The 20,155-nt window shown below is 53.0% G+C and carries 22 protein-coding genes; 17 read left to right on the top strand and 5 right to left on the bottom strand.

What is annotated here, in order from left to right:
- The first annotated feature begins 17 nt into the window (after positions 1–17).
- From gshB to EPIR_RS03230, 7 genes are all read left to right on the top strand, one after another.
- Positions 18–962 (top strand): glutathione synthase, encoded by a 945-nt coding sequence (gene gshB / locus EPIR_RS03260; protein ID WP_023653875.1) that lies wholly within the window; start codon positions 18–20, stop codon positions 960–962.
- Positions 963–1,051: 89 nt separating this feature from the next.
- The gene (locus EPIR_RS03255) at positions 1,052–1,615 is read left to right on the top strand and encodes a YqgE/AlgH family protein (protein ID WP_023653874.1); all 564 of its coding nucleotides are present in this window, start codon (positions 1,052–1,054) and stop codon (positions 1,613–1,615) included.
- Entirely contained in the window at positions 1,615–2,037 is a 423-nt protein-coding gene (ruvX, locus tag EPIR_RS03250; protein WP_023653873.1) for a Holliday junction resolvase RuvX, read from the top strand. Before EPIR_RS03255 ends, ruvX begins: the two co-directional genes overlap by 1 nt.
- A 138-nt stretch (positions 2,038–2,175) precedes the next feature.
- Positions 2,176–2,739, top strand: a complete 564-nt coding sequence (locus EPIR_RS03245) for a peroxiredoxin (RefSeq protein ID WP_023653871.1) — start codon at positions 2,176–2,178, stop codon at positions 2,737–2,739.
- A 24-nt stretch (positions 2,740–2,763) separates the two neighbouring features.
- Positions 2,764–4,002, top strand: coding sequence for a protein-disulfide reductase DsbD family protein (locus EPIR_RS03240; RefSeq protein ID WP_023653870.1), 1,239 nt, complete (start codon positions 2,764–2,766; stop codon positions 4,000–4,002).
- A gap of 73 nt (positions 4,003–4,075) precedes the next feature.
- The gene (locus EPIR_RS03235) at positions 4,076–4,642 is read left to right on the top strand and encodes a sigma-70 family RNA polymerase sigma factor (protein ID WP_023653869.1); all 567 of its coding nucleotides are present in this window, start codon (positions 4,076–4,078) and stop codon (positions 4,640–4,642) included.
- Positions 4,629–5,270 carry an NrsF family protein gene (locus EPIR_RS03230; RefSeq protein ID WP_023653868.1) on the top strand — a complete coding sequence of 214 codons (642 nt, stop codon included), beginning with the start codon at positions 4,629–4,631 and terminating at the stop codon, positions 5,268–5,270. Before EPIR_RS03235 ends, EPIR_RS03230 begins: the two co-directional genes overlap by 14 nt.
- 9 nt (positions 5,271–5,279) lie before the next feature.
- Here the strand turns inward: EPIR_RS03230 and EPIR_RS03225 are convergent, their stop codons facing one another.
- Positions 5,280–6,287 carry a type IV pilus twitching motility protein PilT gene (locus EPIR_RS03225; protein WP_023653867.1) on the bottom strand — a complete coding sequence of 336 codons (1,008 nt, stop codon included), beginning with the start codon at positions 6,285–6,287 and terminating at the stop codon, positions 5,280–5,282.
- A gap of 15 nt (positions 6,288–6,302) precedes the next feature.
- Here EPIR_RS03225 and EPIR_RS03220 point away from each other — a divergent pair, with 15 nt between their 5' ends.
- The 4 genes from EPIR_RS03220 to hemW all read left to right on the top strand — a co-directional run bounded on the left by EPIR_RS03220 (position 6,303) and on the right by hemW (position 9,422).
- Positions 6,303–7,016 (top strand): YggS family pyridoxal phosphate-dependent enzyme, encoded by a 714-nt coding sequence (locus EPIR_RS03220; RefSeq protein WP_023653866.1) that lies wholly within the window; start codon positions 6,303–6,305, stop codon positions 7,014–7,016.
- An 8-nt stretch (positions 7,017–7,024) separates the two neighbouring features.
- Positions 7,025–7,564: a YggT family protein gene (locus EPIR_RS03215; protein ID WP_023653865.1), complete on the top strand. Its 540-nt coding sequence runs from the start codon at positions 7,025–7,027 to the stop codon at positions 7,562–7,564.
- A gap of 135 nt (positions 7,565–7,699) precedes the next feature.
- Positions 7,700–8,293, top strand: a complete 594-nt coding sequence (gene rdgB, locus EPIR_RS03210) for an RdgB/HAM1 family non-canonical purine NTP pyrophosphatase (RefSeq protein ID WP_048696786.1) — start codon at positions 7,700–7,702, stop codon at positions 8,291–8,293.
- Positions 8,286–9,422 carry a radical SAM family heme chaperone HemW gene (gene hemW, locus EPIR_RS03205; RefSeq protein ID WP_023653863.1) on the top strand — a complete coding sequence of 379 codons (1,137 nt, stop codon included), beginning with the start codon at positions 8,286–8,288 and terminating at the stop codon, positions 9,420–9,422. The genes rdgB and hemW overlap by 8 nt, the downstream gene beginning before the upstream one ends.
- 204 nt (positions 9,423–9,626) lie before the next feature.
- On the opposite strand, the gene EPIR_RS03200 is transcribed toward hemW, so the two are convergent.
- The 3 genes from EPIR_RS03200 to trmB form a co-directional block, all read right to left on the bottom strand.
- Positions 9,627–10,343, bottom strand: coding sequence for a YggN family protein (locus tag EPIR_RS03200; protein WP_023653862.1), 717 nt, complete (start codon positions 10,341–10,343; stop codon positions 9,627–9,629).
- A 129-nt stretch (positions 10,344–10,472) separates the two neighbouring features.
- Positions 10,473–10,799, bottom strand: a complete 327-nt coding sequence (locus tag EPIR_RS03195) for a YggL family protein (RefSeq protein ID WP_023653861.1) — start codon at positions 10,797–10,799, stop codon at positions 10,473–10,475.
- Positions 10,799–11,518 carry a tRNA (guanosine(46)-N7)-methyltransferase TrmB gene (gene trmB / locus EPIR_RS03190; RefSeq protein WP_048696778.1) on the bottom strand — a complete coding sequence of 240 codons (720 nt, stop codon included), beginning with the start codon at positions 11,516–11,518 and terminating at the stop codon, positions 10,799–10,801. Before trmB ends, EPIR_RS03195 begins: the two co-directional genes overlap by 1 nt.
- 220 nt (positions 11,519–11,738) lie before the next feature.
- On the opposite strand from trmB, the gene mutY reads away from it, so the two are divergent.
- The 4 genes from mutY to EPIR_RS03170 all read left to right on the top strand — a co-directional run bounded on the left by mutY (position 11,739) and on the right by EPIR_RS03170 (position 15,376).
- Entirely contained in the window at positions 11,739–12,824 is a 1,086-nt protein-coding gene (gene mutY, locus EPIR_RS03185; protein ID WP_023653859.1) for an A/G-specific adenine glycosylase, read from the top strand.
- Positions 12,825–13,097 carry an oxidative damage protection protein gene (locus EPIR_RS03180; RefSeq protein ID WP_023653858.1) on the top strand — a complete coding sequence of 91 codons (273 nt, stop codon included), beginning with the start codon at positions 12,825–12,827 and terminating at the stop codon, positions 13,095–13,097. It abuts the gene before it with no gap.
- 50 nt (positions 13,098–13,147) lie between these two features.
- The gene (mltC, locus tag EPIR_RS03175) at positions 13,148–14,227 is read left to right on the top strand and encodes a membrane-bound lytic murein transglycosylase MltC (protein ID WP_023653857.1); all 1,080 of its coding nucleotides are present in this window, start codon (positions 13,148–13,150) and stop codon (positions 14,225–14,227) included.
- A gap of 495 nt (positions 14,228–14,722) precedes the next feature.
- A complete protein-coding gene (locus EPIR_RS03170; protein ID WP_023653856.1) occupies positions 14,723–15,376 on the top strand; it encodes a TetR/AcrR family transcriptional regulator in 654 nt (217 codons plus the stop codon).
- 60 nt (positions 15,377–15,436) lie between these two features.
- Here EPIR_RS03170 and EPIR_RS03165 read toward each other — a convergent pair whose 3' ends face one another.
- Complete coding sequence (locus tag EPIR_RS03165; RefSeq protein ID WP_023653855.1) at positions 15,437–17,581, bottom strand: ornithine decarboxylase; 2,145 nt, start codon at positions 17,579–17,581, stop codon at positions 15,437–15,439.
- Between the two features lie 1,176 nt (positions 17,582–18,757).
- Between EPIR_RS03165 and EPIR_RS03160 the strand changes: the two genes are divergently transcribed.
- Positions 18,758–19,312 (top strand): fimbrial protein, encoded by a 555-nt coding sequence (locus EPIR_RS03160; RefSeq protein ID WP_023653854.1) that lies wholly within the window; start codon positions 18,758–18,760, stop codon positions 19,310–19,312.
- A 59-nt stretch (positions 19,313–19,371) separates the two neighbouring features.
- Entirely contained in the window at positions 19,372–20,085 is a 714-nt protein-coding gene (locus EPIR_RS03155) for a fimbrial biogenesis chaperone (protein WP_023653853.1), read from the top strand.
- Positions 20,086–20,155 lie beyond the last annotated feature (70 nt).

The raw sequence follows: 20,155 nt of genomic DNA, 5'->3' as shown, positions 1-20,155 counted from the left end.
TTAAAGCGGAGAGAATAATGATCAAACTTGGCATAGTGATGGACCCGATAACCTCCATCAATATTAAAAAAGATTCCAGCTTTGCTATGTTGCTGGAAGCACAGCGCCGTGGTTACGAAATTCACTATATGGAGATGAACGATCTTTATTTGCGCGGCGGCGAAGGGCGAGCGCGTACGCGCCTGCTAAGCGTTGAGCACAACTACGATCGGTGGTTTACCTTCGGCAATGAGCAGGATATTGCGCTGTCTGACCTGAACGTGGTGCTGATGCGTAAAGATCCCCCGTTTGACACCGAGTTTATCTACGCCACCTACATTCTTGAGCGTGCAGAAGAAAAAGGCACGCTGATTGTGAACAAGCCGCAAAGCCTGCGTGACTGTAATGAGAAGCTTTTCACCGCATGGTTTGCCGACCTGACGCCAGATACGCTGGTGACCCGCAACGCCAGCCAGATCCGTGAGTTCTGGCAGCAGCATGGTGACATCATCCTCAAACCGCTGGATGGAATGGGTGGCGCATCGATTTTCCGCGTCAAACAGGAAGACCCAAATCTGTCGGTCATCGTTGAAACCCTGACCGGGCACGGTAGCGCCTATTGCATGGCACAAAACTATCTGCCAGCGATTAAAGATGGCGATAAACGCGTGCTGGTGGTAGACGGTGAGCCAGTACCCTATTGCCTGGCACGCATCCCCAAATCGGGTGAAACGCGTGGCAACCTGGCGGCCGGAGGGCGTGGCGAAGCACGACCTCTTTCTGACAGTGACTGGGAAATAGCTCGTCGCGTGGCGCCTGTTCTGAAGAAGAAGGGGCTGATTTTTGTTGGCTTGGATATTATTGGCGACAAGCTGACCGAAATTAATGTCACTAGTCCAACCTGCATTCGTGAGATCGAAGCCGCGTTTCCGATCTCGGTTACCGCAATGCTGATGGATGCTATCGAAAAACGCCTCGCCTGATTGTTACTGCGGGAGCCGATTGCCCCACGGCTAACCTTTAATGCCCGCCTGTTTAGCGCGGGTATTAACCAGACTACAGAACATTAAGTATGAATTTACAGCATCATTTTTTGATTGCCATGCCCACATTGCAGGACCCGTTGTTCAAGCGTTCAGTGGTTTATATCTGTGAACACAATTCTGACGGCGCAATGGGGTTGATCGTGAATAAGCCGATGGAAAATCTGACGGTTGAGGGTATTTTGAAGAAGCTCAAAATTACCCCCACCGCACGCGAAACTGACATCAAACTGGATAAGCCGGTGTTCGCCGGTGGCCCGTTAGCAGAGGATCGCGGTTTCATTCTGCACTCGGCACAAAAGACCTTTACCTCCAGTATTCGCGTGTCGGATAACACGGTGATCACCACCTCGCGTGACGTGTTGGAAACACTCGGCACGCTCGAACAGCCGGATAACGTGCTGGTTGCCCTCGGCTATTGCGCCTGGGAAAAAGACCAGCTGGAACAAGAGCTACTGGAGAATGCGTGGTTAACGACTTCTGCTAACAGCAATATCCTGTTTCACACTCCGATAGCTGAACGCTGGCGCGAAGCAGCAAAAAGCATCGGCGTCGATATTCACAATATTGCCAGTGAAGCAGGACATGCATAATGAGTAGTCAGACCTTTCTGTCATTTGACTTCGGTACAAAAAGTATCGGCGTCGCCATTGGCCAACAGTTAACGGGCACAGCCCGTCCGCTAAACGCGCTGAAAGCGAATGACGGCATTCCTGACTGGAACAGGATCGAAGCCCTGCTGAAAGAGTGGCAGCCGGAGCGGGTTGTGGTCGGGCTGCCGCTGAATATGGACGGTAGCGAACAGCCGTTAACGACAAGGGCGCGTAAATTTGCCAACCGTCTGCACGGGCGCTTCGGCGTACAGGTTGATCTGCACGATGAAAGACTGAGCACGGTAGAAGCCCGGGCGGAACTGTTTGAACGAGGGGGATTTCGCGCGCTTAGCAAGGGCAACGTTGACTCGCTATCCGCAGTGATCATCTTAGAAAGCTGGTTTGAGAATCACTATGAGTAAGGGTTGCTGGCGGCAACGCCAGACCTGAATAAAAGCGCAAAAATATTTTCTCCCGACCGCAACCTTTTCGTTGGCATCAGCGAAACTCAGTTTAAGGTCAGCAGGCGCTAACGCCTGCCCCATATTGGAGAAACCATAATGCGTAAGAAAAGCACCCTTAGCACGCTGGCTGCCGCAGCCATTCTTAGCCTCACTCTACCTGTCACCTCTGCACTTGCCGCTTTGCAAACAGGTGAGAAAGCCCCTGATTTTCAGCTGAAGGCCGCACTGGCGGGTAAGCCAACGACGTTCTCACTTCAGCAGTCATTACAGAAAGGGCCAGTGGTGCTCTATTTCTTCCCAGCAGCATTCAGTGCGGGCTGTACCCTGGAAGCACACGCTTTCGCCGAAGCAACCGATGAATTCAAAAAACAAGGGGCTACCGTCATCGGCGTTACCGCCGGTAATGTTGACCAAATCGCTAAATTTTCCCAGCTGGAGTGTCGTGACAAATTCACGGTAGCCGCCGATCCTGGCGCCAAAGTGGCTGGAGAATATCAAAGCACGATGCAGTTCAACGGTAAAACACTGTCCGACCGTACGTCGTACGTCATCGCGCCAGACGGCAAAATTTTGCTCAGCTATAGTGATAAAAATCCACAAGCGCACATCCAGAAAGCGATGGATGCAGTCAAAAAATACCGTCAGGCCAACCCGGCTTAACGCCTCTGTCTAACCAGGTCCATTATGCTAACAGCCATCGCTGCCGCCCTGCTGGGTGGCATTATTCTCAATCTGATGCCGTGCGTTTTTCCGGTTATTTCACTCAAGGCGTTGAGCCTGATCCGCCATCATGACAAACCCGCTCAGGCCAGAGCTGAAGGCCTGGCCTTTTTGTTCGGCGTGGTGGTCACCATGCTGGCGCTGGCTGGCGCACTGATGCTGGCGCGCTCGGGCGGCTCGGCGGTCGGCTGGGGGTTCCAGTTGCAATCACCGCTGGTTATCGCCCTTCTGGCGCTGGTCATGCTGGCGTCGGCGCTTAATCTGTTCGGCCTGTTTGAGATTGGCCTTTCAGTGCAGCGGGTCGGTGAAGTGGGCGGTCAGCGCGCAGGTTTAACCGGCTCCGCGCTGACCGGAGCACTGGCGATTATTGTTGCCACTCCCTGTAGCGCCCCGTTTATGGCCAGCGCCATCGGCTATGCGCTGACTCAGCCAACGCCGATCGGTCTGGTGATCTTTATAGCACTGGCACTGGGCTTTGCCGCCCCATTTACGCTAATCTCCTTTTTTCCACTGCTGGCACGCATACTGCCAGCGCCTGGCGCCTGGATGGTCACGCTAAAGCATGGACTCGCATTTCCGATGCTGGGGGCGGTCGCCTGGCTGATCTGGGTTCTGGAGCGACAGGCGGGTTCATTCGCGCTGGCGGCGATACTGGCGTGCTGCATCGTACTTAGTTTTGCCGCCTGGCTGTATGGCAAGGCGCAGAAGCGCCGTATGATGGGAAAGCGCCACTGGCCGATGCATATCGCCAGCGCAATATTCGTTTTGCTGGTTGTGCCGCCGCTGGCTAATATTGGATCGTATTCCCACCAGGCTGCCTCCGCTGAAAGCTCTGAAGCCGCAGCGACGGTGGCCTGGTCACCGCAGAAGGTGGAAGCAGTAAAAGGGCAAGGACAACCGGTTCTGGTCAACTTTACCGCTTCCTGGTGCATCACTTGCCAGGTGAACGATCGCACCTCGCTGTCAACCGAGGCGGTTAAATCCGCGATAGCACGGACCGGCACCATTTACATGATCGCCGACTCGACCAATTACAATCCTGATGTCGAACAGGCGCTCAGTGATTTCGGCCGTGGCGGGCTGCCGCTGTATGTTGTTTATCCTGCAAACGGAGGTAAACCGGTGGTGCTGCCACAGGTGCTGACGCCTCAGATCGTTATCTCCGCGCTCGATCGCGCCACGGTGAAGGGGAAAAAAACGTGAGCCAACCGATGATAAAAAGCGATCGCCATGCACCATGACTTCAGGCGTCACCCCATTCATTTCAGGGCTGACGATGTCAGATAATGAAGCCGATGCGCGGGCCTGGCCTGCACTGATGGCCCGCGCGCAGGCTGGCGACAAAGCAGCCTATAACAGGCTTTTGAAAGCGATGGTTCCCGCCATCCGGGCATTTGTGCGCAGAAAAATCTGCGATGAGGCGTTGGTTGAAGACGTGGTTCAGGAAGCGTTACTGGCTATCCACCGCGTGCGTCATACCTACGATCCACAGCGTCCCATTCTGCCCTGGGTGGCGGCCATCAGCTCAGCGCGGGCAATTGACGCGCTACGCCAGTCAGGTCGCCGTCAGGAGGTGCAGGATGAGGATGCGTTACTTAATCAGGCCGCAGAGCCGGATAATTTTGAGTCCACCAGGGGCGAAGAAAGTGAAGTTTTGACCGGATATCTGGACAGTCTGCCGCCGCGCCAGCGCGAGATGGTGGAGTTCGTGCATCTCGGTGAACAAAGCCTGGCGCAGGCGGCGGCACAAAATAATATGTCCGTTTCTGCGGTTAAATCACTTTTGCATCGCGCAATGTTAAACCTCCGTAAGTATGGCAAGGGTACCCATGAGAAATCATGATCGGCTGATCGACCAGCTCAGCAACAGGGCCAGCCCGGTAAAACGCACCTGGCCAACAGGTTGGCGCGTTGCCGCCTGGATTATCGCCGTGCTTCCCTGCGGCATGCTCAGCAGCTGGGCATTTCACAGCAAATATACCGACTGGTCGCAGCCAGGAGCGTTGTACGCGCTTATCTCGCTGCTGATTTCGTTTAGCATCGGCACCAGCGCCATTGCCGGTGCGTTTAATCTCAGTATCGCCGGGCGCAAGCCACTTCGCCTCAGGTGGGCTGCCCTGTCAGCCATGCTTTGGCTGGCTGTCAATCTGCTGAACACGACATCATCCCACGATCCGGCGGCGGCGGGCAGATTCGGCGAGGGGATACATTGCTATCTGTTTATGCTGACTGCCAGCCTGCCGATGATGGTGATTTCAATTATCTGTTTGTATCGTACCCGTTCGCTCTATCCCGCACAGTGCCTGGCGCTGGCAGGTTGCGGAACGGCTTTTATGTCATCGGTGCTGCTGTCTTTATGTCATGGGATTCAGCTACACCTGTTCGACTTTATTATGCACCTCGCGGCAGGCATAACGATTACTGCTATCACCATGCTGGCCGGACGAAAATGGATCCGTCTTGGTCAGTAGCGGTGAGTTTCAGGCCGCTGACGCGGTGCTCACCAGGCCCATTTTTTTCCGTTCGGCGAGGCTCTGTTCAAAGGTTTGCATCCCCTGCTGGCTGCCGGTCTGCAACAGCCCTGGCAACTGATGATTTTTTCCTTCACGGATTAAATTGGCTACCGCCGGGCTATTCACCAGTACTTCAAACAGCGCCACCCTGCCCTGTACTGACGTGACCAAACGCTGGGCAATCACTGCCTTTAAGCTGCCCGCCAGCTGGCTACGCACCAGATTCTTTTCATCGCCCGGAAACACGTCCACCAGTCGTTCCACCGCCTGCGTGGCACCACGGGTATGCAGTGTCGCCAGCACCAGATGCCCGGTTTCAGCTGCCGTCAGCGCCAGACGAATGGTTTCCGCATCGCGCAGTTCCCCTAGCAGGATCACATCCGGGTCCTGACGCAGCGCCGCCCGCAGCCCGGCGTCAAAGCGGGTGAAATGCAGCCCTTTCTCGCGCTGTTGGATCAACGATTGTGCGCTGTGGTGCAAAAATTCCACCGGGTCTTCCAGCGTTAAAATATGCCGTCGCTGCCGCTGGTTCATCTCATCGATCAATGCCGCCAACGTGGTGGACTTACCGCTACCGGTCGCGCCGGTGATCAGAATAAGCCCCTCTTCCATTTGCAACAACGAAGTAGTCACGGCAGGCAGGTGCAGGGATGCCAGCGGCGGACACTGCCCGGCAATCAAACGCAGCGCCAGCGAAAGCCCGTGGCGCTGGCGAAACAGATTAGCGCGCAGACGCACGCCATCGCCCAGCGTCAGGGCAAAATCCACCTGGCCGTTCTGCGTCAGTTCATGATATTGCGCTGAGGTCAGCCAGTCTGCGGCAACGCTTTCCAGCCACTTTTCTTGCAGCACGGGCCGATCGGGTATCGCTTCCAGTCGACCGTTACAGCGCCAGAATGGCGAATGTCCACTGCAAAGGTGCAGATCTCCCGCGTTATGCTTTACACTAAGGGCCACTAAATCCTCAATACCCATTTTTTTTCCCTGACTATGACTTCGATTAAGCACAACTTACAGCAAGTCCACCAGCGGATCTCGGCAGCAGCAGCGCGATGCGGGCGCGATCCACAAGAAATTACGCTGCTTGCAGTAAGTAAAACTAAACCTGCGAGCGCCATCGAAGAAGCGGTCGCCGCTGGACAATGCTGCTTCGGTGAAAACTACGTGCAGGAAGGGGTAGATAAAATCCAGCTACTGGCAAATCCTGCCCTTGTCTGGCACTTTATCGGCCCGCTGCAATCCAATAAAAGTCGTCTGGTGGCGGAGAACTTTGACTGGTGTCATACCATCGACCGCCTGCGCATTGCCGAGCGCCTTAGCCAGCAGCGGCCTGAGACCCTGGCTCCGCTTAATGTACTGATTCAAATAAATATCAGCGCAGAGCAGAGCAAATCAGGCATTATGCTGGCAGACCTGCCTGCGCTGGCACAGCAGATAGCCGCGCTACCGCGTCTGAAGCTGCGCGGCGTAATGGCTATCCCGGCACCGCAAGACGACTATGAGAGTCAGCTGGCGGTGTGTCAGCAGATGGCAGCTGCGTTTAAACAGCTGCAACAGCATTATCCCTGCGTAGATACTCTCTCGCTGGGAATGAGTGATGACATGGACGCCGCGATTGCAGCGGGAAGTACTATGGTGCGAATCGGCACCGCCATTTTCGGCGCGCGCGACTACGTCAGTGCCGCCGCTACACACAACAACTAAGGAACCCCATGTTAGCGTTGATCTTTCTGGTAACCACAGTGATGGCGATTTATATCAAAGTGCTGTTACTACGTATCTGGATGCAGTGGGCACGTTGCGACTTCTATAACCCGTTTTCGCAATTTGTGGTAAAAATTACCCAGCCCATTGTCAAACCGTTGCGGCGTATTATCCCCTCCATCGGGCCGCTTGATACCGCCTCATTGCTGATCGCTTATATCGTCAGCGTGCTGTCGGTTCCGGTCATGCTGCGCCTGTTTATCCCGGACCCGATTTTCCTTTATCTGGGCCTGGTGCTGCTGGTTAAGGCCGCTGGCGTACTGGTATTTTGGGTGATTATCGTGCGTTCGTTGATGAGCTGGATAAGCCAAGGCCGTAACCCGGTTGATTATGTGCTGTTACAACTGACAGAGCCGTTAATGGCACCGATCCGCCGCATTATCCCGGCGATGGGAGGTATCGACTTCTCGGCAATGGCGGTGATCCTGGTTCTGTATATGCTGAATTTCCTTGGGCTGGAATATGTGCCAGGCTGGGCGCAATTCTAACACCGCTTTACTCCCTGTCGTTGCAGCGCCCCGGCCACTGACTTGACTTCAGCCGCCGGGGCGGAACCTCTTCCCCCGCTTGCAGCCGCAGTTATTTTGGCGGCTGATCAAATGAAACAACAATCTGGATTGACTATGCAAAAAGTTGTACTCGCCACCGGCAACCCTGGTAAGGTGCGTGAGCTGGCCGACCTGCTGGCCGCGTTTGGCCTTGATATTGTGGCGCAGACCGAGCTGGGCGTAGAGTCAGCCGAAGAAACCGGTTTGACCTTTATTGAGAACGCCATCCTGAAGGCGCGTCACGCTTCAGCCGTAACCGGGCTACCGGCTATTGCCGACGATTCGGGCCTGGCGGTGGACGTACTTGGCGGAGCGCCGGGTATTTATTCAGCTCGCTATGCGGGTGAAGATGCCTCTGACCAGCAGAATCTGGATAAACTCCTGGCGGCGCTGAATGCCGTACCGGATGGCGAACGCCAGGCGCATTTTCACTGCGTGCTGGTGTATTTGCGCCATGCGGCCGATCCGACGCCGCTGGTGTTCCACGGCAGCTGGACGGGTGAAATTGCGCGTACCGCTTCTGGCGTTGGCGGCTTCGGCTACGATCCGATTTTCTTTGTCCCGGAGTTGGGCAAAACTGCGGCCGAGTTAAGTAAAAGCGAAAAGCTGGCCGTATCCCATCGAGGAAAAGCGCTGAACATGCTGCTGAGCGCGATGAAACATGGTTAATTTGCCCGCATTAAGCCTGTATATCCATATCCCCTGGTGTGTGCAGAAATGCCCCTATTGCGATTTCAACTCCCACGCGTTGAAAGGCGAGGTGCCGCATGAAGAGTATGTGCAGCACCTGCTGAACGATCTGGACATTGACCTGCCCCTGACATCGGGGCGCGAGGTCGGCACTCTCTTTATCGGTGGCGGTACGCCCAGCCTGCTAAGCAGCGAGGCGATGCAGATGCTGCTGGATGGCGTGCGCGCAAGGCTGCCGCTGTCGCCGGAGGCGGAGATCACCATGGAAGCCAATCCCGGCGCGGTCGAGGCCGATCGCTTTAGCGGCTATCAGCGCGCCGGGATTAACCGTATTTCCATTGGCGTACAGAGTTTCAGCCCGGCGAAACTACAGCGCCTCGGGCGCATTCACGGCCCGGAGGAAGCGCGACGCGCGGCGGAACTTGCCGCCGGTCTCGGCTTGCGCAGCTTCAACCTTGACCTGATGCACGGCCTGCCGGATCAGTCGCTGGAGGAGGCTCTGGACGATCTGCGTCAGGCGATAGCCCTGAATCCGCCGCATCTGTCGTGGTATCAGCTGACTATAGAGCCGAATACGCTGTTTGCCTCAAGGCCGCCACGCTTACCTGATGAAGACGACCTGTGGGATATTTTCGAGCAGGGCCATCAGCTGCTGAGCGCCGCTGGCTATCAGCAGTATGAAACTTCCGCCTATGCCAAACCCGGCTATCGCTGCGAACACAATCTGAACTACTGGCGTTTCGGTGATTATCTCGGCATTGGCTGCGGCGCACACGGTAAACTGACCCAGCCTGACGGAACAATTATCCGCACCAGCAAAACTCGCCATCCGCGTGGTTTTATGGCCGGTAACTATCTGGATAAACGTGTTGAGGTGGCAGATGCCGAGAAGCCGTTCGAGTTCTTTATGAACCGCTTTCGCCTGCTGGAGGCCGCCCCACGCGCCGAATATACGCGCTATACCGGCCTGTCAGAGCACAGCATCCGGGCGCAGATCGACACCGCGCTGGCTAAAGGCTATTTAACGGAGACGGCGGAATACTGGCAAATCACCGAGAAAGGTAAACTGTTTCTGAACTCGCTGCTGGAGCTGTTCCTGGCTGAATAGCTTCGGGGCACTCTTCCCGGCAAGATAAGCTGAATCCTTGCCGGGTGTTTAGCAGCAGCGGTCTTTTAAGGAAGTTTCTGGCTATACGTCAGTGAAAAGATGCGGCGTCTAATAGCCCACGGTCAAAAAAATGAAAATATAACCTTTATAGATCCTTTGCCGGAGGCACTTCAGAAATCTCCCGGTGTGGCAGAATTCAGCTTATTACTTTAATCCGGCAATCAACGCCTTACGTTGGTCTTCCAGGCTAATCACGCGATTACAGACTTCATGGCCAAAATTCTGAAAATCCTGCTGCTGGTTGTTCCATTCAGACTGAATCGACTGCTGTAAGCCCCCCAGGTTGCCCATGATCGCCTGCAATGGATTATCGCCGTTACCCACTGACTTAGTGCCCATCTCATTCAGGCTGTCCTGCACCACGCCGCCTAGCGCGCTTTGTACCAGCTGCTCACCGTCCTGGCGGACTTCTGCCACCGCCTGATGGTGGAAGGTCAGGCCATCGCTACGATGCTCAATAATTCGATTCATCTGCTGTTTCAGCTGACCATCCAACGTGATCAGGCGTTTACGCACGCTGCTGCTCTGTCCCAGCTTATCGACAATCACCCGGTCCAACGCCACACGACCTTTTTCCAGTCGCTGTTTCGCGCCGCTGTCAATCCACGGTAAATCACGGCGCAACGCGTTCTGATAGTCGACAGCCTTTTGCCGGGTCGCCGGGTCAGTGCTCACCAGATTGCCGTTTCGCTGCACGTCACCCGATGGCGAGATCGACAGATTGCCGCTGGCTCCCACCACTTTCACCTGCTGTGGGCTGATAACAATATCGTCCTGAGGATTAACGCGACACTGATAGTCTGCCTGAGCCTGGCCAGCGGCCAGCAGCAGCAATGCTCCACTGAATAGAGTTTTGCGCATGGTTCTACTCCTTGATAGGAAAAGGGGGCGACCGACAAAACGGTCACCCCCTGTTAAACGATGGTGAATGTCCCGCAGGCGGACGCTGCTTTAGGTTCCGCCGGGGTTTTCAACTGCGTCCTGGTATACTTAGTCCCACCAGACGTCAAAAAGTTCGGTGACTTTTACGTCATTCAGCTGGCGCGCTTCCAGCCAGTTTTTCACCAGCTCACGATGTTCATCCGTGCATTTGCCGATTTTTTGCAGGCAGACCAGACCTTCCCACTGCAAATAGCCGCTACCGTCAAACGCCAGTCCGTTAGGGGCAATCACTTCATCGATCATCGCATCAACGGTGCTGTCGATGGTCTTCTCGTCGCTCCCCTCAGGGAAGGTGAAGCCGACAGCGAAACCCAGCTCCTGAAACTCATCAATGTGCATTTTCTTGCGAAGACGACGACTGCGTTGTGTAGCCATTATTTAACCCTCTCAAACATCAGATCCCATACACCGTGGCCAAGACGCTGACCACGCTGCTCAAATTTCGTTAGCGGTCGCGATTCCGGGCGCGGAACCCAGTCGCCGCTTTGTGACTGGTTTTTATAGCCGTCGATGCTGTTCATCACCTCCAGCATATGTTGCGCATAGGCTTCCCAGTCGGTTGCCATATGGAACACGCCGCCCAGTTTCAGCTTACGCATCACCAGATCGGCGAACGGCACCTGCACAATGCGCCGTTTATTATGACGCGCCTTATGCCACGGGTCCGGGAAAAACAGCTGTACCATACGCAGCGAGTTATCCGGGATCATCGTATTCAGCACTTCTACCGCGTCATGACACATCACGCGCAGGTTATTCACCCCGGCCTCTTGCGCCGTTGCCAGGCAGGCACCCACGCCCGGTGAATGCACTTCAATACCGAGGAAGTTCTGCTGTGGATTGTTGGCAGCCATAGCGACCAGGGATGCGCCCATACCAAAGCCGATTTCTAACACCAGCGGGGCTTCCCGGCCAAACAGAGCGGTTAAATCCACCGGTTCCGGCTGATACTCAACGCCCATCACCGGCCACAACTGATCCAGCGCCTGCTGTTGACCTTTGGTCAGGCGGCCCTGGCGACGTACAAAGCTGCGGATCCGGCGCAGAGCGCGACCGTTTTCGTCAAATTCCGGTGAGATAACATCGTTTTTCATGATTCTGCCTGCAACTGTGCACTGTAGAAAGCGGGCATTATGCCCTCCGGGAGTGAAAACATAAAGGCCGGGCTGGCTGGCAATATCGCCCCCGTCTGCACAGAAGTCTCTGTACGCCCACACCATTCATAAATTGCAGTGAATAACCGGTTTACACTGGTTATTGTCTGTGCTGGAATCCCTGCCTGATTTATCTGAATGATGGGCGGAAACAGACACTATGCAGGCATCGCAGTTCTCACAGCAGGTACTGGACTGGTATCAGCGCTATGGCCGTAAAACTTTGCCGTGGCAGCTGGAAAAAACGCCTTATAAAGTCTGGCTATCTGAAGTGATGTTGCAGCAGACGCAGGTCGCCACCGTTATTCCCTACTTCGAGCGCTTTATGGCGCGCTTCCCCGATGTGAGCGACCTGGCCGCCGCCCCGCTTGATGAAGTGCTGCATCTCTGGACCGGCCTCGGCTATTACGCCCGCGCGCGCAATTTGCATAAGGCGGCGAAAACCGTGGTTGAGAAGCATGGTGGAATTTTCCCGCAAACTTTTGCCGAAGTCGCCGATCTGCCCGGCGTTGGCCGCTCAACTGCCGGTGCTATCCTGTCGCTGGCGCTGGGTAAGCATTTTCCTATCCTTGATGGCAACGTCAAGCGCGTGCTGGCTCGCTGTTATGCCGTAGCAGGCTGGCCAGCTAAAAAAGAGGTGGAAAAACGCCTGTGGCAAATCAGTGAAGACGTGACTCCCGCCAACGGCGTTAGCCAGTTTAATCAGGCGATGATGGATCTCGGTGCGATGGTATGCACGCGTTCCAAGCCAAAATGTGAAATCTGCCCGCTGAATAACGGCTGCATGGCATATGCACACGGCAGCTGGGCACAGTATCCGGGAAAAAAACCCAAACAGACTATCCCTCAACGCAGCGGATGGCTGCTGCTAATGCAGCAGGGCCAGGATGTATGGCTGGAACAGCGCCCCCCGGTCGGGCTTTGGGGCGGGTTATTCTGTTTCCCGCAGTACGCTACCGAGCCCGAGCTGCGCGCGGCACTGCGCGTCCGTGGGATTGATGACAGTAAACTGCAACAGATGAATGCGTTCCGCCATACCTTCAGCCATTTCCACCTGGATATTGTGCCTATGTGGCTGGATCTGCCTTCTGCCCGAGTGGCAATGGATGATGGCGCAGGTCTCTGGTATAACTTAGCGCAGCCGCCCGCCGTGGGGCTGGCCGCACCGGTGGATCGCCTGCTACAGCAGCTGCGCCAGCCACAACAAATGACGCTGAGCGCTCGCGCGACAGAAGAGGAAGAGTAAATGAGCCGAACTATTTTTTGCACGTTCCTGCAACGTGATGCCGAAGGACAAGATTTCCAGCTATACCCCGGTGAAATCGGTAAACGTATCTTTAACGAGATTTCGAAAGAGGCCTGGTCAAAATGGATGGCGAAACAGACCATGCTGATCAATGAAAAGAAACTCAGTATGATGAACCCTGATGACCGCAAATTGCTGGAACAGGAGATGATTAATTTCCTGTTTGAAGGCCATGAGGTTCATATAGAAGGTTATACCCCGCCGGAAGAATAAGCATTGGGCCTCAATGAGGAGGCCTTCTAATTTGTGGGCAATGTACGAAAATGAACAAGAAACTGATTTCTTTACTAATTATTGCACCGCTGTTGATCTCCTGCTCCAGCAAGAAACCTAACGTCTTCCATGAAGAGTGGGTTAAAGACACCAACGCCTTTGATATCTTGATGGGACAATTTGCCCACAACATCGAAAATATTTGGGGAATCAATGAAGTACTGATCGCAGGTCCGAAAGACTATGTGAAGTACAGCGATGGATACTATACCCGTAGCCATATTAACTTTGACGCCGGTAGCATCACCATTGAAACCATCGCCGGTACCGACCCAACGGCCAGCCTGCGTCAGGCGATCGTTACCACTCTGTTAATCGGCGAAGATCCCGGTAACGTCGACCTTTATTCTGACGCCAATGATATTCAGCTCGGCAAGGAGCCGCTGCTTTACGGCCAGGTACTGGATAACACCGGGCAGCCAATTCGCTGGCAGGGGCGCGCCGCCAGTTTTGCTGACTACCTGCTCCAGAATAAACTGCAACGTCGAAATTCCGGCCTGCATACAATATGGTCGGTTACCATCCCGATGGTGCCAAACCATCTCGATAAACGTGCACATAAATACCTGCCTATGGTGCGCAAAGCCGCAGAGCGCTACGGCGTCGATCAGTCGCTAATCCTGGCGATTATGCAGATTGAATCAAGCTTTAACCCCTATGCGGTAAGCCATGCTGATGCGTTGGGTCTGATGCAGGTCGTGCAGCATACTGCCGGTCTCGACGTTTTCCGCATGAAGGGGAAATGGGGCAAACCCAGCCGCAGCTATCTGCTGGACCCGGAAAACAACATCGATGCCGGAACAGCCTATCTGTCCTTGCTTCAGGGCAGCTATCTTGCCGGCATCAGTAACCCAACCTCACGTCGCTATGCGGTCATTACCGCGTATAACGGCGGAGCGGGTAGCGTACTACGGGTGTTTTCCAGCGATAAAGATCGTGCTTTCAGCGCGATTAACGGCCTGTCACCTACTGAGGTCTACCAAACGCTGACTAACAAACATCCTTCTGCCGAGTCACGTCGTTACCTGAATAAAGTGAACAACGCCCAGAAAGGCTACCACCGCTACTAGTCTCACCCACCTTTCATCATGGCGGACCCGACACTCAAGGTCCGCCACCTTCTACATACCATCACGATAGCGGATGACGTAATAACACACTGCGCAGAAATAGACTGAAATAAAACGTCCGCCGTTTCACCTTTTACGCCAATGACGTCATATCAATTCTTCATAGAAAACCGTTATCTCAGTTTAGTATCTGTTGTCAAAAACCCCCGACAAAGTCCTGTATAATAATTCCCCCCACCCAGAACGCCCACAAGACAAAATAATAAGACATTGATATTTTTGAATTAAAATGAAGATGGTTTTGATAGTGAGAGAAATTTTTAGATAGCTCTCACGTTTTCACAATTAATAATGATAAATTTATTGAACGTAATGTGAGTATAGCAATGATCTTTGCGACTTTTACCATTACGGATAGCAGGCAGCGCCATCCCGACGATCGCCGCCGTTAGTGGTGTGGCACTGGCTACTATTCTTAGGACAGGCTGACTGATTATGGAAAATGAGGTTACCGTGGAACAGAGGGATTCCGCCGACACTCTGGCATTAACGAGAACGCGTGCCAGAACACGTCTCCTACTAATTGACACCGCAATAAGACTGTTTGACGGGGGTGCCTTTCCGTCGATCACGGAAGTCGCGCAGGAAGCGCAGCTGTCACGCGCCACCGCCTATCGTTACTTCCCTACGCAAAATGCGCTAGTTTCAGCTATTGTCGCCGCGACACTCAGCCCAATGGCAGACTGGCAGCCCACTCATCAGGATGTGATTGCACGCATTGATGAATTATTCAGTTTCGCATTTCCACATATGCTGAAGCACGAAGGCACGCTGCGTGCCGCGCTACATCTCTCTCTGACGCAGTGGGCGCAGTTACAGTCCACGGATGCTACGTCGCGACAGGAAAGGCCAGAGCCCGGTAATCGCACGGCGATCCTGTCGCTGGTAACGCAGCCTCTCAGGGAAGAATTGAGTGTGGAGTTAAACGATCGCGTGGTGCGTGCGCTATCACTGGTTTACGGTTCAGAGATTTTTCTGGTAATGAAGGATGTCTGGGGCTGCGATAACCACGAGCTTCAGGAGATAGGTAAGTGGATCGCTAAAGCCATCGTGCGCCAGGCGCGGGAAGATGCGCAAGCAACGGGATAAGGTAGCGGCTACACCTCAGCACAGGGTTAAAGGGGCGACTGCTTTCGTCGCCCCACCAGGCTATTCAGCGATCACATACCCCTGCAAGCGCTTAATGCCGTTTTCATCGGCTGCCGCATAGACGCCCTGCAACTCTGGTGAGAAGCCCGGCAGCAGATTAAGCCCCTCTTCCAGCGCCAGGAAGTAGCGCTGCACCGCCCCGCCCCATACTTCTCCTGGCACCACGCACAGCACGCCCGGCGGATAAGGCAGTGCGCCTTCAGCAGCAATGCGCCCTGCGGCCTCCGAGACAAGCACCAGTTCGACGTTACCACGGATGAATTCGATATTGGCATCCTGGGGGTTCATCGCAACCTGGGGCAGAGTGTGTTGGCGGAACATCGCCTTTTGCAGATCCTTTACATCGTGGCTGACATATAAATCGTGCATCTCCTGACACAAACGGCGCAGGGTATAATCTTTATAACGAAGCGCATTTTTACGATAAATCGTCGGCAGTACGTCGCGTAGCAACGCATCATCTTTAATATGCTGCTCAAACTGCGCCAGCTTTGCCACCAGCCGGGCCATCTTCTCTGCACTCTCCGCCGGAGTGAGCAAAAACAGAATTGAATTCAGATCGCACTTCTCCGGTACCACGCCATTCTCACGCAGATAGTTGGCGAGGATAGTCGCCGGGATACCGAATGAGGCATATTTACCGCAGGCGGCATCAATACCCGGCGTCGTCAACAGCAGCTTACAAGGATCGACCAGGTATTGATCTTTCTCATAGCCAGAAAAGCCGTGCCACTGCGCCCCTGGCGTAAAGCTGAAATAGCGTGCATCACTGGCGATAGTCGCATTTGGCGCGTTCTGCCACGGCTGCCCGTCAACTTCGTCAGGTATAAACGGCTTGATCATGGTGCAGCGTTCAAGAATGGCCTTACGCGCTTCAATCCCCAGCATCACACACTCGTGCCACAACCGGCGTCCCGCTTCGCCCTGATGCATTTTGGCATTGATATCCAATGCAGCAAACAGCGGATAGAAAGGACTGGTAGAAGCATGCAGCATAAAGGCATTATTCAGGCGTTTATGGCTGCAAAAACGCTGCTGGCCGCGAATATGATTATCTTTCTTGTGGATCTGAGAGGTCTGAGAGAACCCTGCCTGCTGCTTGTGAACTGACTGCGTGACGAAAATACCGGGATCGTCAGGTTGCAGGTCGAGCAGCAGGGGCGAACAGGCAGCCATCACCGGGATAAACTGCTCATAACCGACCCACGCCGAGTCAAAAAGAATGTAATCACACAAATGTCCAATGCTGTCGAGCACCTTACGCGCGTTGTAAACCGTGCCATCGTAAGTACCAAGCTGTATCACCGCCAGGCGAAACGGGCGTGCATCATCGGCGCGATCTGCTGCCACCTGAGAAATCTGCTGACGAATATAGGCTTCATCAAAGCAATGCGCGTCAATACCGCCGATAAAGCCAAACGGGTTGCGTGCAGTTTCAAGATAAACCGGCGTGGCTCCCGCCTGGATCAGCGCACCATGATGATTTGATTTGTGGTTATTGCGGTCAAATAACACCAGATCGCCGCGAGTCAATAACGCATTGGTCACCACTTTGTTAGCGCTGGAAGTCCCGTTCAGCACAAAGTAAGTTTTGTCTGCATTAAACACCTTAGCGGCAAATTTCTGCGCGTGTTTCGCGGAGCCTTCATGGATCAGCAAATCACCGAGTTTCACATCGGCATTGCACATATCAGCACGGAACACATTCTCACCAAAGAAGTCGAAAAACTGACGCCCCGCCGGATGCTTTTTAAAGAAACCACCGCCCTGATGGCCTGGGCAGGCAAAAGTGCTGTTCTCCATCGCAACATATTTCGTCAGCGTCTGAAAGAAAGGTGGCAGCAGGTTTGACTGGTACTCTGCCGCGGCAGATTCCAGTATTGCAGCATCATCAGCATCCCCGTTCAGCACGCCATCAACCTGCGGCAAGTCTACCGCCTGCAAGGGATCGTCCAACGCGATAAAGACCGGCAGATTAAAACCGGTATGACGTAACAGGGCCAACATACCGGATCGGGAGTCACTGACGGAAAGCACCACTGCCGCCACATCGGTAAAATCGGTGTTATCCAATGTAACGACTTCGCGCCCGGTACGGAGGTGAATAGCCACGGTCGTGCTGGCTGCAATTTTCAAAGGGGTCATAGCACAAATCCCAAATGCTCAAGGATGAGTGGGTGCCATAGGCACAGCAATAGGAATACGAACAAGCGCACGTATTCCCGGCGAATGTTGTCAAGTTGGTGTTCAGCAGAATCGTTTACCGCTTAGCCTGGTAGACATCAGTAAAAGCAGATCGCGTCTGTTTTTACTCATGGCCAACAATCGAGCGCTGAAGGGCCTCACCGTATAAAGAGGCAGTTTATCATCACGGCATCACGGCAAGATGACGGGCAGGACAGCAGCTTTTCATGCCGTTTATCAATACAGGTAAGGAGCAATAAATCGCCCATCACGTTCCCCTCGATTTACCGGTGTAATGGGACATATAAAGCTGCGCAATCATTGCATTTTTTGACAGCGGGTACAACCTTACTCGCCGTCTCCATATATGTAAAAAAAATGATCATAAGCAACTCATAATCAACAAACTGATTGTTATATTTGCTTCACCGTTTATAGACATATTAATTATGATCAGAAACTTATGACTTCTCTTTAAGGATGACCGGCCAAGAAAATGCTTTAACCTTTCAGTATCCTGTCGAAATAGTTTATTCCAGTGACATTTAAAAATAGTGTTAATCTCAATTCAATTCGCCGGATAATAATTTCACAACAATCATAAATACTTTTTTTACCCAGACGATAAATACCGACACTTGTACACACTCGCCAACCAGAGCATGGGAAGCCGAGAAAAAGCATGCAAATTAACGCATATATTTCAAAAAGTTAAACCTTATCAATACGCCAATATAGAGATCGAAAGTGAAACCTGAAAATAGCAATCAATCAGTTTAAAAAAAACAATTTAGAATTAATTACGCTGAAAATCATAGAAATACCCCCAAAAATGGACAGCGGCGATCGTTGACATAGGATTATTCCTAATGTTAAATAGTCAACACCTTAGCGTTGGTAAATAAAAGAAACAGATATTTATTGTTTTAGGTATCTATTTCAGGAAAATAATTGAGCCATTTGCGTCTCATTTCCATTTTTTGAAAAAAAATAATCCAGCCAACTAAGTGGTTTTATCATTCATTTATCAGGCACGTCCTTAAGCAAGTTAACTCATTTTGTTTATATCCCATCTAATGCTTATGGGGATCACATAACAATATTCATAACGCATCAACATTTTAAAAAGGAGTCAGCATGAAAATGCATCGCTCAATCATCGCGCCAGCACTGATGGCAGGCTGCATTATAACGATGCCCGCACTTGCTCAAAATACCGTCACCTTTCAAGGTGAAGTCAGTTCGCAAACCTGTACGGTCAGCATTAATGGTACGCCTAATGCCGTAGTGATGCTGCCAACGGCCAACCTGGCTGATTTAACCGGTAGCGCGGGTAAAGCAACAGGGGTAACCCCCTTTACCGTTGCCATCAGCAATTGCACCGCCGTTTCCAGCGGTGATACGGCGATTAAGACTAAATTTCTGGGTCACAGCGTCGACAGTGCCACGGGAGTACTTGGCAACCTGGCGACAGCCAGCCCGGCGGTGGGGGTAGGTATCCAACTCACACAAAAAAGTGATGGTTCAGGCCCGGTGAATCTGAATGGGCCAACCGCAGTACCCGGACTGGTACTGAAACAGAATGAAACCAGCGCAAGCTACGATTTTGGTGCGCAGTACTATTCACTTAGCAGCGCCCCAACCGCTGGTGCTGTCACCGCAGTGGCGGAATATACCCTGAGCTATCTGTAATAAGTTTCCCGGCGGTCAAAAGCCGGGATCCTTAACATTCATTTTTTGTAGGTTCCCCAATGAAAAACATACTGTGGTGTCTACCCGCGACTCTTCTTTTTCTTGCCAGCGCCCATGCAAGTATCGTAATGACCGGCACGCGCATCATCTTTCCCGCTGACAGCAAAGAAAAGACGCTTCAGTTTACCAATCCGGATCCGGTGCCCTATGTACTACAGCTTAGCGTTAGTAAAACGCCGGACGGTGAAGGTGAAAAAGACGAAGATGTTCCCTTTATCATTTTGCCGCCGTTTTCCAGAATGGAACCTTACAGCGGTCAGTCAGTACGCCTGAACCGGCTGGAAGGAAGCCTGCCAGAGGATCGTGAATCCGTTTTTTATCTCTCATTTAGCCAGATCCCGGCATTAGATAAAAAAGATAACGACCAGAATAAACTTTTGCTCGCCATCACCAGCAAGATCAAGATTTTTTATCGCCCTGCCGGTCTAAATGGCAGTCCAGAAAAAAGTGTTACGGAGTTAATTATTCAGGCCAGAGATAAAAATCTGCTACTGAAAAATCCCACGCCTTACTATATCAATTTGCAAACCCTTTCAGCCCGGCATAACGGCAAAGATATTCCTCTTGTCGAGTCTGTGATGATTGCTCCGAAATCAGAAAAAGCAGTCAGGCTGCTGCCCGCCACGGGTAACGTTGCCCGTGGTGAAAAAATCAAAGTGGTTACGGTAAACGACTATGGTGCAAGTCTGAATACTGAAATGGAAATGAATTAGCTTAAAGGATTAAGGTAGATATCATGTTGATACTCCGGAGATTTGTTGTATTCATTTTGACAACGCCAAC

The organism is Erwinia piriflorinigrans CFBP 5888, from assembly GCF_001050515.1.
GTDB classification, from domain to species: Bacteria; Pseudomonadota; Gammaproteobacteria; order Enterobacterales; family Enterobacteriaceae; genus Erwinia; species Erwinia piriflorinigrans.
This window is presented reverse-complemented; position numbering and strand designations above follow the sequence as displayed.

Coding starts and splice junctions, on each gene's coding strand:
- rdgB (WP_048696786.1), top strand. CDS start 7,700: ATGCAAAAAGTTGTACTCGCCACCGGCAACCCTGGTAAGGTGCGTGAG.
- EPIR_RS03255 (WP_023653874.1), top strand. CDS start 1,052: ATGAATTTACAGCATCATTTTTTGATTGCCATGCCCACATTGCAGGAC.
- EPIR_RS03215 (WP_023653865.1), top strand. CDS start 7,025: ATGTTAGCGTTGATCTTTCTGGTAACCACAGTGATGGCGATTTATATC.
- EPIR_RS03165 (WP_023653855.1), bottom strand. CDS start 17,581: ATGACCCCTTTGAAAATTGCAGCCAGCACGACCGTGGCTATTCACCTC.
- EPIR_RS03245 (WP_023653871.1), top strand. CDS start 2,176: ATGCGTAAGAAAAGCACCCTTAGCACGCTGGCTGCCGCAGCCATTCTT.
- EPIR_RS03235 (WP_023653869.1), top strand. CDS start 4,076: ATGTCAGATAATGAAGCCGATGCGCGGGCCTGGCCTGCACTGATGGCC.
- gshB (WP_023653875.1), top strand. CDS start 18: ATGATCAAACTTGGCATAGTGATGGACCCGATAACCTCCATCAATATT.
- mltC (WP_023653857.1), top strand. CDS start 13,148: ATGAACAAGAAACTGATTTCTTTACTAATTATTGCACCGCTGTTGATC.
- EPIR_RS03200 (WP_023653862.1), bottom strand. CDS start 10,343: ATGCGCAAAACTCTATTCAGTGGAGCATTGCTGCTGCTGGCCGCTGGC.
- EPIR_RS03240 (WP_023653870.1), top strand. CDS start 2,764: ATGCTAACAGCCATCGCTGCCGCCCTGCTGGGTGGCATTATTCTCAAT.
- hemW (WP_023653863.1), top strand. CDS start 8,286: ATGGTTAATTTGCCCGCATTAAGCCTGTATATCCATATCCCCTGGTGT.
- trmB (WP_048696778.1), bottom strand. CDS start 11,518: ATGAAAAACGATGTTATCTCACCGGAATTTGACGAAAACGGTCGCGCT.
- EPIR_RS03160 (WP_023653854.1), top strand. CDS start 18,758: ATGAAAATGCATCGCTCAATCATCGCGCCAGCACTGATGGCAGGCTGC.
- EPIR_RS03155 (WP_023653853.1), top strand. CDS start 19,372: ATGAAAAACATACTGTGGTGTCTACCCGCGACTCTTCTTTTTCTTGCC.
- mutY (WP_023653859.1), top strand. CDS start 11,739: ATGCAGGCATCGCAGTTCTCACAGCAGGTACTGGACTGGTATCAGCGC.
- EPIR_RS03230 (WP_023653868.1), top strand. CDS start 4,629: ATGAGAAATCATGATCGGCTGATCGACCAGCTCAGCAACAGGGCCAGC.
- EPIR_RS03225 (WP_023653867.1), bottom strand. CDS start 6,287: ATGGGTATTGAGGATTTAGTGGCCCTTAGTGTAAAGCATAACGCGGGA.
- ruvX (WP_023653873.1), top strand. CDS start 1,615: ATGAGTAGTCAGACCTTTCTGTCATTTGACTTCGGTACAAAAAGTATC.
- EPIR_RS03195 (WP_023653861.1), bottom strand. CDS start 10,799: ATGGCTACACAACGCAGTCGTCGTCTTCGCAAGAAAATGCACATTGAT.
- EPIR_RS03180 (WP_023653858.1), top strand. CDS start 12,825: ATGAGCCGAACTATTTTTTGCACGTTCCTGCAACGTGATGCCGAAGGA.
- EPIR_RS03170 (WP_023653856.1), top strand. CDS start 14,723: ATGGAAAATGAGGTTACCGTGGAACAGAGGGATTCCGCCGACACTCTG.
- EPIR_RS03220 (WP_023653866.1), top strand. CDS start 6,303: ATGACTTCGATTAAGCACAACTTACAGCAAGTCCACCAGCGGATCTCG.